General features: G+C 71.6%; 2 protein-coding genes. Both read right to left on the minus strand.

Annotated features, from left to right (window positions below; all coding sequences use genetic code 11):
- Window positions 1-1667: type I polyketide synthase (locus ACIQNG_RS38930; RefSeq protein WP_401491946.1), on the minus strand; the 1667-nt coding region annotated here is incomplete at its 3' end.
- 41 nt (window positions 1668-1708) lie between these two features.
- A partial coding sequence (locus tag ACIQNG_RS38935) for an SDR family NAD(P)-dependent oxidoreductase (protein ID WP_401491949.1) occupies window positions 1709-10683 on the minus strand: 8975 nt, incomplete at its 5' end.

Here is a 10683-nt window from a genome sequence, read left to right on the forward strand (position 1 = left end):
GTCTTCCCCATCACCGCCGAACCCGTCACCAGCCCATCGACAGATCCGCCCTCAGCCAGCGCGTCAAGGCCCGCGACCAACTCCGCGACGCCCTCACCCACGACCACCGCACGGTCCTCCAGCAGCGCGCGGTTCAACAACGTCGCCGCCACACCCGCGACATCCACGTCCCCACCGCCCCGGACGAACCCGGCCAACTGCGCCGCCTGACCCCGCAGCCCCGCACCACCCCGACCCGACACCACCCACGGCACCGGACCCGACACCTCCACCGGCGCCGCCACAGGCTCGGCGGCTGGGGGCTCCTCCAGGATCACGTGCGCATTCGTACCGCTCACACCGAACGAGGACACGCCCGCCCGGCGCAGCCGCCCGTCACCGGACCAGGGCACGGACTCCGTCAGCAGACGGACATCGCCGGTCGTCCAGTTCACGTGTGACGAGGGCTTGTCGACGTGCAGCGTCTCCGGCAGCAGTCCGTGCCGCATCGCCATCACCATCTTGATCACACCGGCCACGCCCGCGGCGGACTGCGTGTGCCCGATGTTCGACTTCACGGAGCCGAGCCACAACGGGCGGCTCTCCGCACGATCCTGGCCGTACGTCGCCAGCAGCGCCTGCGCCTCGATCGGGTCACCCAGCGTCGTACCCGTACCGTGCGCCTCCACGACGTCGATCTGATCCGCGCCGAGTCCGGCGTTCGCCAGCGCCTGCTGGATCACCCGCTGTTGCGAGGGCCCGTTGGGTGCCGTCAGGCCGTTCGAGGCGCCGTCCTGGTTCACCGCCGAGCCACGTACCACGGCCAGCACCTGATGTCCGTTGCGACGGGCGTCGGACAACCGCTCAAGGAGCAGCAGACCGACGCCCTCGCCCCAGCCCGTTCCGTCCGCGGCGGCGGCGAACGGCTTGCAGCGCCCGTCGGGGGCCATCCCGCGCTGGCGGCTGAACTCCACGAACGCCCCCGGCGTCGACATCACCGTCACACCACCGGCCAGCGCCATCGAGCACTCACCGGCCCGCAGCGCCTGGGCCGCCAGATGCAACGCCACCAGCGACGACGAACACGCCGTGTCCACCGTCACCGCCGGACCCTCAAGCCCGAACACATACGCCAGCCGGCCCGACACCACACTGCCGGTAGAGCCGGTCAGGAGGTAGCCGTCGGAGGCGTCCGCGTGACTGCCGTAGCCCTGGAAGCCCGCGCCGACGAAGACGCCGGTGGAGCTGGACCGGAGGGTGGTGTGGTCCAGGCCCGCGCGTTCGAACAGCTCCCACGCGGATTCCAGCAGCAGCCGCTGCTGCGGGTCCATGCTCAGCGCCTCGCGCGGGCTGATCCCGAACAGCTCGGCGTCGAAGTCGGCCACGTCCTCGACGAAGCCGCCCTCGCGGGCGTACGTCTTGCCCGGGCGGCCGGGCACCGGGTCGTACAGCTCATCGATCGCCCAGCCTCGGTCGGGCGGGAATGCCGTGATGGCGTCCGTGCCGTTCGCCACCAGGTCCCACAGGTCCTCGGGGTTGCGTACCCCGCCCGGAAGGCGGCAGCTCATCCCCACCACGGCGATCGGCTCGTGCTCGCCGGACTCGTACCGCAGGAGGCGTTCGCGCGTCTGCTTCAGCTCACCGGTTACCCGCTTGAGGTATTCGAACAGCTTGTCCTGGTCCGTCATCACATTCTCAATCGCCGGAGTCCAACGGGGCTGGGTCGCGGTCAGCGTTGACCCAGCTCCTTGTCAATGAAGTCGAATACTTCGCCGGGGGTCGCGGATTCGAACAGTTGCCCGCCGGTGTCCCCCTGCCCTTGCTCGTCGCTCTCACCACGCCAGGTCTCCAGGAGGGACTGGAGGCGCAGCGTGATGCGTGCCTTCTCGCGACTGTCGGGCTGCCGCATGCGCAGCAGCGCGTTCTCCAGCCGTTCGATCTGCGCGAGGGGTGACGCCACGGTCTCGGTCCCGTCCGGGAACATGGCTCCGTGCAGGTACGCGACGACAGCGGCCGGTGTCGGGTGGTCGAACACCAGGGTGGCGGGCAGTTGCAGGCCGGTCAGCCTCCCCAACCGGTTCCGCACCTCGACCGCCATCACCGAGTCGAACCCCAGCTCGCGGAAGGCACGCTGCTCCGCCACCGCCTCGGGATCCCGGAGTTCGAGGACCTTGGCGGCCTCCCGCTGCACGATCGCGAGCAGTTCGGTGTTCCGATCGTCGGCGTTCAGCTCGGTGAGGCGGCCCCGCAGCGACTGCGTGTCGTCGCCGGCGGTGTCGGCGGTCGCGGTGTCCGTGCCGCCGGCCAGTCGCCGGACCTCGGGCAGGTCCTCGATGAGCGGACGCCGCCGGGCCACCGTGTAGGTGGGAACGAACCGTTCCCAGTCCACATCGGCGACGGCTACGAACGTCTCGTCCAGAGTGAGCGCCTCGTGCAGCGCCGCGACGGCGAGGTCGGGTGCCATCGGGCGGATGCCGACGCGCGACAGGTACTCCTCGCCGTCGCCCTCCGCCATGCCTCCGCCGCCCCAGAGACCCCAGGCGATCGAGATCGCCCGTCGGCCCCGCTCGCGCAGGTACTCCGCCATCGCGTCGAGGTAGGCGTTGGCGGCGGCGTAGGCGCCGTGCAGCCCGCTGCCCCAGACACCCGAGTTGGAGGAGAACAGCACCAGTTCGTCGACGGGGTGCTCGTGAAGGGCGGTGAGGAGGTTCTGTGTGCCGGTCACCTTCGCCCTCAGCAGCTCCGCGAAGGTAGCGGGGTCCGATTCCAGCAGCGTGGTGTGCTGCGGTACCCCCGCGGCGTGGATGACGGTGGTGATCGGCGGGTGATCGCCACCGTCGCCGAACAGGTCGGCCACCTGCTGGGGGTCGGCGATGTCGCAGGCGACGACGGTGGTGGGGGTGCCCCGGCCCGTCAGCTCGTGGGCCAGGTCGCCCGCGCCGGGCGCGTCCGGCCCGGTGCGGCTGACCAGGACGATCCGCTCGGCGCCGTTCCGGGCGAGCCAGCGGGCCAGGTGGGCACCGAGCGCGCCGGTGCCTCCGGTGATCAGGGCCGTGCCACGGGGCTTCCACTCCTGGCCGCCGTGCGGGGGTGCCGGCGCGTGCTGGAGCCGACGGGCGAAGAGGCCGCCCGCGCGCAGGGCGATCTGGTCCTCGACCGGCTCGGCCAGCGCTGTGGCCACCTGGGCACCCGTGCTGGGCTGCCAGGCGTCGGGCAGGTCGATGAGACCGCCGTAGTGGTCGGGGTGTTCGAGCCCGAAGACCCGGCCGAGGCCCCACACCGCCGCCGCTGCCGGGTCGGGGGCCCGGTCGGTCCCGGGCGCGTCGGCCGCGCCACGGGTCAGGACCCACAGCCGGGCGCCCTCCTGCTCCACGACGGCCTGCATGACCGTCAATGCGTCCGCCAGCCCCACGGGCAGGCCGGGATGGTCCGGGTGGCTCCGGTCCGACCCGGTCGACAGGTACGCGATGTGTTCCGCGCCCGCCAGCAGCTCAGCGACACCGGCGCGGTCGAGAGCGGGGTGGGCGGGCAGGACCCGCACCTCGACCTTGGCACCGGCCTGCTCCAGCGCCGACTGTACGTCGCGGATCTCGGCGTCGTCGTGGCACAGCAGCAGCCAGCGCCGGTGCAGCCGATCAGCGTGCTGGGCGGCCAGCGGTGTCCATCCCACGCGGTAACGCCAGGCGTCACTCGGAGAGGCGCCGACCGGCTGCGCGAGATCCGCCGTGGCGGGGGGCGCGTCCAGCCAGTAGCGCTGCCGCTGGAAGGCGTACGTCGGCAGCGCCACCGGTGCCGCGGCGGGCAGCAGCTCCCGCCACGCCACCGGCACACCGGCGGTCCAGGCCGCGCCCAGGCTGGTGAGCAGCTGAGCGGTCTCGGGCTGGTCGCGGCGCAAGGTGTGCAGCACCCGTCCCTCGCCGTCACCGTCACCGCTGTCGCTGTCGCTGTCGCTGAGGACGGTCGACAGGGCGAGCCCGAGTACCGGGTGGGGGCCGACCTCGATGAACAGGCCCCGGCTGTGGGCGTGCGCGGCCCGGACGGCGGTCTCGAAGAGCACCGGCTGCCGCAGGTTCCGGTACCAGTACCCGGCGTCCAGTTCCTCATCGGCGACCAACTCGCCGGTGACGGTGGACCACATGGCCGTCTCACTGCCGCGTGGGGAGAGTCCGTCCAGGCCGGCCCGTAGTTCCTCCGCGATTCCCTCCACCTGCGCGTGGTGGGACGCGTAGTCGACCTCGATCTGGCGGGCGCGTATGCCCTGCCCGTCCAGGGTCGCGCACAGCTCGGCGATCTCCTCGGGCGGACCGCTCACCACGATCTGCCCCGGTGCGTTCACCGCCGCCACCGTCACCGACGGCGGCAAGTACGTCTGCGCCTCCGTCGCGGCCAGTGCGACGGAGGCCATCGCACCGAGACCGGCCAGTTGCCGCAACGCCTGCGACCGCAGAGCGACGACCCGGGCACCGTCCTCGGCACTCAACCGGCCCGCCACCACCGCAGCCGCGATCTCGCCCTGCGAGTGACCCACCACAGCGTCGGGTACGACCCCTGCCGCACGCCAGGTCTCCGCCAGGGAGACCATCACCGCCCACAGCACCGGCTGGACCACATCCACCCGGCCCAGCCACTCCCGCTCCTCACCCGACAGGACGGCCCGCAGCGACCAGTCCACCCACGGGTCCAGGGCCCGCTCGCACACGGCCATCCGCTCGGCGAACACCGGCCACGAGAGCAGAAGCTCACGGCCCATCCCCATCCACTGACCGCCTTGACCGGGGAAGACGAACACCACGCCGGGGTCCGTCGCCCGGCTCAGCGGCGATCGTCCGTCGGTGACCAACTCGTCCAGACCCGCGAGGAGTTCGTCCGCATCCGCGCCGACGACGACGGCCCGCTGCTCCAGAGCCGCCCGGCCGGCCAACCCGGCGGCCACGCCCGCGATCCACTCGCGGTCGACCGCACCGGCGGCCTGCTGAGCCCGCACAAAGCTCGCCAATCGCGCCGCCTGACCGCGCAGTCCCCCGTCACCGCGGCCTGACACGACCCACGGCACCAGGCTCTCGCCCGGCGCTGACGGCGTCTGCGGCGCCTCTGCGGTCGACTTCTCGGGGGTGGGGGGCTGTGTCGTGGGGGCCCCCGCCGTGGGTGCCTGTGTCGTGGGGGGCTGTGTCGCGGGGGCCTCTGTCGCGGGGGCTTGTGTCGTGGGGGCCTGTGTCGTGGGGGCCTCCTCCAGGATCACGTGGACGTTGGTGCCGCTGACCCCGAACGAGGAGACACCCGCCCGACGTGCGTGGCCGTTCACCTGCCACGGCACCGGCTCGGTCAGCAGCCGTACGTCACCAGTCGCCCAGTCCACGTGCGGTGACGGTGTGTCGGCGTGCAGCGTGGCCGGGAGCGAGTGGTGCCGCAACGCCATCACCATCTTGATCACACCGGTCACCCCGGAGGCGGCCTGTGTGTGGCCGACGTTCGACTTGACCGACCCCAGCCACAGGGGCCGTCCCTCCGGCCGGTCCTGCCCGTATGTGGCCAGCAGGGCCTGCGCCTCGATCGGGTCACCCAGTTTGGTGCCTGTGCCGTGAGCCTCCACGGCATCGACCTCAGCGGCGTCGAGCTGCGCGTTCGCCAACGCCTGGCGGATCACCCGCTGCTGCGAGGGGCCGTTCGGCGCCGTGAGACCGTTCGACGCTCCGTCCTGGTTGACCGCGGAACCACGTACCACGGCCAGCACTTGGTGACCGTTCGCCACCGCGTCGGACAGCCTTTCGAGCAGCAGCAGACCGACGCCCTCGGCCATGCCCATGCCGTCCGCTTCGGCGGAGAAGGAGCGGCACCGACCGTCCGGCGACAGCGCGCCCTGCTTGCTGAACGCGAGCAGCGCTCCCGGCGTCCCCATCACGGCGACGCCTCCGGCCAGCGCGAGGGAGCACTCCCCGAGCCTCAGCGCCTGGGTGGCCAGATGCACACCGACCAGCGACGACGAGCACGCCGTGTCGACGGTGACCGCCGGCCCCTCAAGGCCGAAGGTGTACGCGATACGACCGGACAGGACACTGGACGCGCCACCGGTGAGCAGATGCCCCTCGGTGCCCTCCGGAACGGCTGCCAGGTTGGCACCGTAGTCCTGGTAGTTGGAGCCGACGAAAACGCCGGTCGGGGTGCCCGCCAACGCCTCCGGGTCGATCCCGGCGCGTTCGAACGCCTCCCACGCGGTCTCCAGGAGCAGCCGCTGCTGGGGGTCCATCGCGCGGGCCTCACGAGGACTGATGCCGAAGAACTCCGGATCGAAGAGGGCGGCGTCGTGCAGGAAGCCTCCGCCTCGGGCGGACACGCCGTTCGAGCCGTCACGGTCCGTGTGATGAAGCGAGCCGGTGTCCCATCCGCGGTCGACGGGGAAGCCCGAGACGGTCTCGCGCTGTGCGGAGAGGAGGTCCCAGAGGTCTTCCGCGGAGTGCACCCCGCCGGGGAGACGGCAGCTCATGCCGACGATGGCGATGGGCTCGCCGCTGAACGCCACGGGCCGTGCGGCGCTCTCGGTGGCGGGGCGTCCGCCCCACACCTCGGACTTGAGGAAGGCGGCGAGGGCACGCGGCGTGGGGTAGTCGAAGACCACCGTCGCGGGTAGCCGGACCCCGAGGGCCGTGCTGAGCCGGTTGCGGAGGTCGACGGCGGTCAGCGAGTCGAACCCGACGTCGCGGAGCGCGCGGTGGGGGCCGATGGCGTCCGGGCCGGTGTGACCGAGCACGGACGCCGCCTCGCTCCGAACCGCCTCCAGCAGCGCCGCGTCCCTCTCGGCCTCGCCGGCTGTGGCGAGCCGCTCCACCAGCGCCGAGGAGGATGCGGCCGGGGCCGTGGCGTCCTGTTCGGCGGGTTCGAGGGCTCGTACCTCGGGCAGCTCGGAGAGCAGTGGCCGCGGCCTCGCCGCGGTGAAGACGGGAACGAAGGTGGGCCAGTCGACCTCGGCGATGGCCAGGACCGTCTCCTCGCCGGCGACAACCTGGGCGAGCGCGTCCAGCGCCCGGGCGCGGTCGAGGAACGGCAGCCCTTGGCGGTACATCTGGTCGGGGTCGACGCGACCCAGGGCCAGCTCGGTGTCCCAGATGCCCCACGCCACGGACGTGATCGGCTGCGACGCGGCTCGGCTCTCGGCCAGCGCGTCGAGATACGCGTTCGCGGCGGCGTAGGCGCCGTGCACCCCGCTGCCCCAGATTCCGGCGATGGAGGAGAACAGCACCAGCCGGACATCGGGGTGGTGGGCGCCGAGCAGATCGGCGAGGTGGGCGGCGCCCGTGCACTTGGCGTCCAGGACGGTGCTCAGATGCTCCGGCGTGGCGTCGCTCAAGCGGGCCAGCTCGATCGTCGCGGCGGCGTGGATGACGGTGGTGATGGGCGGGTGGCCGGTGTCGCCCAGGACCTCGGCCAACTGCTCCGCATCCGTGATGTCACAGGCTTTCACCGTGGTCGGAGTACCGGCCGCACTCAACTCCCCGGCCAGCTCCACCGCCCCCGGAGCCTGCGCCCCGGACCGACTCACCAGCACCAGATGCTCAGCACCGCTCCCCGCCAGCCACCGCGCGACATGCGAACCCAGCCCACCGGTCCCACCGGTCACCAACACCGTCCCACTCGGCCGCCACCGCTCACCACCAGCCACGTTCGATACCGGAGCACGACGCAGACGACGCACGAAGACCCCGTCCCCACCGACCGCCAACTGATCCTCCACCGGCTGCGCCAACGCCGAGACCAACAGACGACCCGTACCCGGCTGCCACACCGCCGGCAGATCCACCAGACCACCGTAATGACCCGGGTGCTCAAGCCCGAACACCCGACCCAGACCCCACACCGCCGCCAGCACCGGATCCGGAACCGAACCGTTCCCCGGCACCGACACCGCACCACGGGTCACCACCCACAACCGGCCACCCTCCCGCTCCACCACCGCCTGCACCACCGCCAGCACAACGGCCAGCCGATCCGACAGACTGGGCGCCTCCTCAGCCTCAGCCTCGGCCTCGGGACCACGGCTGGAGCCGGTCGGTAGATAGGCGATGTGCTCGGCGTCCGTGAGCAGTTGCGCGACAGCGGCGCGATCGACGTCACGACCGTCCGGCAACACGTGCACCTCGACCTGGGCACCGGCCTGCTCCAACGCCTCCCGAACGTCGACCGCTCCGGCCAGGTCATGGCACAGCAGCAGCCATTTCCGGGCCAGCCCACCCGAGTGCTCGGCCGCCAGCGGGGTCCACCCCACCCGGTAACGCCATCCATCGGACACCGAGGCGCTGCTGGTCGGGGCCACCGCCGGTGGTGCGTCCAGCCAGTAGCGCTGGCGCTGGAAGGCGTACGTCGGCAGCGCCACCGGTTCCACGGCGGGCAGCAGGTCGCGCCACGCCACCGGCAGGCCCGCCGTCCAGGCCGCGCCCAGGCTGTTCAGGAGCTGCGTGGCCTCGGGCTGGTCGCGGCGCAGCGTATGCAGCACCCGACCGTAGCGATCACCGTGGCCGTGGCTGTCGCTGTTGCTGTTGCTGTTGCCATCGCCATCGCCATCGCCATCGCCGAGTACGGTCGACAACGCGAGTCCGAGCACGGGGTGCGGGCCCAGCTCGATGAACAGACCGTGGCCGTGGGTGTGCGCGGCGCGGACTGCGGTCTCGAACAGCACGGGCTGCCGCAGGTTCCGGTACCAGTACCCGGCGTCCAGCTCCTCGTCCTCCACCAGCTCGCCGGTGACCGTCGACCACATCGCCACCTCGCTGCCGCGCGAGGACAGTCCGTCCAATCCGGCGCGCAGTTCCTCAGCGATCTGCTCGACCTGTGCGTGATGAGAGGCGTAGTCGACCTCGATACGGCGGGCCCGTACGCCCCGCTCGTCCAGCTCGGCGCACAGCGCGACGATCTCCTCGGGCGGGCCGCTCACCACGATCTGCCCCGGCGCGTTCACCGCCGCCACGGTCACGCGCGACGGCAGATACGCCTCTGCCTTCTCCGGGTCCAGCGAGACCGAGGCCATCGCACCGAGACCGGCCAGTTGCCGCAACGCCTGCGACCGCAGAGCGACGACCCGGGCACCGTCCTCCACACTCAACCGACCCGCCACCACCGCAGCCGCGATCTCACCCTGCGAGTGACCCACGACGGCATCGGGTACGACCCCTGCCGCACGCCACACCTCCGCCAGGGAGACCATCACCGCCCACAGCACCGGCTGGACCACATCCACCCGGCCCAGCCACTCCCGCTCCCGACCCGACAAAACCGCCCTCAACGACCAGTCCACCCACGGGTCCAAGGCACGCTCGCACTCGGCGACCGCCTCCGCGAAGACCGCATCGCACTCCAGCAACTCCCGGCCCATCCCCGCCCACTGACCACCCTGACCAGGGAAGGCGAAGACCAGGTCCGAGCCGTGCGCCGCCGCGCCGGTGACCACGCCCTGGGCTGTTGCGTCGGACGCCACCGCGTCCAACCCTGACAGCAACGCCTCGACATCGGTGCCGGTCACCGCGGCCCGCTGCTCCAGGCCGGCCCGGCCGGCCAGACCCGCCGCGACTCCCGCCAACCACTGGCTGTCGACCACACCCGCGGCCTGCTGAGCCCGCACGAAGCTGGCGAGCTGTGCCGCCTGGGCCCGCAGACCGGCCGCGTCACGGCCGGACACCGCCCATGACACCAGGCCATCGCCCACCGGCGCAGCGGCCTCCGGCTCCACTACGGGAGGCTCCTCCAGGATCACGTGCGCGTTGGTGCCGCTCACCCCGAACGAGGAGACGCCCGCCCGACGCGGATGGCCGTTCACCTCCCACGGCACCGGCTCCGTCAGCAGACGCACATCACCCGACGTCCAGTCCACATGCGGCGAGGGGGCGTCCACGTGCAGCGTCGCCGGGAGCCGCCCGTGCCGCATCGCCATCACCATCTTGATCACACCAGCCACACCCGCAGCCGCCTGCGTATGACCGATGTTCGACTTCACGGAGCCGAGCCACAACGGACGGCCCTCCGGACGTCCCTGACCGTACGTCGCCAGCAGGGCCTGCGCCTCGATGGGGTCGCCGAGTGTGGTGCCGGTGCCGTGGGCCTCGACCACGTCCACATCTGCCGTGGACAGACCGGCACTGGCCAGCGCCTGCCGGATCACCCGCTGCTGCGACGGACCACTCGGAGCCGTCAACCCGTTCGACGCACCATCCTGATTCACCGCCGAACCCCGCACCACCGCCAACACCCGATGACCATGACGACGCGCATCCGACAACCGCTCCAACACCAACACCCCCACACCCTCACCCCAACCCGTACCATCCGCACCCGCCGCGAACGCCTTGCACCGCCCGTCCCCCGCAAGACCCCGCTGCCGACCGAACTCCACAAACGTCGCCGGCGACGACATCACCGTCACCCCACCCGCCAACGCCAACGAACACTCACCCGACCGCAACGACTGCGCCGCCAGATGCAACGCCACCAACGACGACGAACACGCCGTGTCCACCGTCACCGCCGGACCCTCAAAACCAAACGAATACGCCACCCGACCCGACACCACACTCGTCGTATTACCAATCCCCGCATAACCCGCAGCCTCATCCGGCACCGAAGACAGCCGCGCCACATAATCCTGCGGAATCACCCCCGCAAACACACCCGTCCCACTCCCCCGCAACCCACCCGCATCAACCCCCGCATCCTCCAACGCCT

It is taken from the genome of Streptomyces sp. NPDC091377 (genome assembly GCF_044757045.1).
GTDB lineage: Bacteria > Actinomycetota > Actinomycetes > Streptomycetales > Streptomycetaceae > Streptomyces.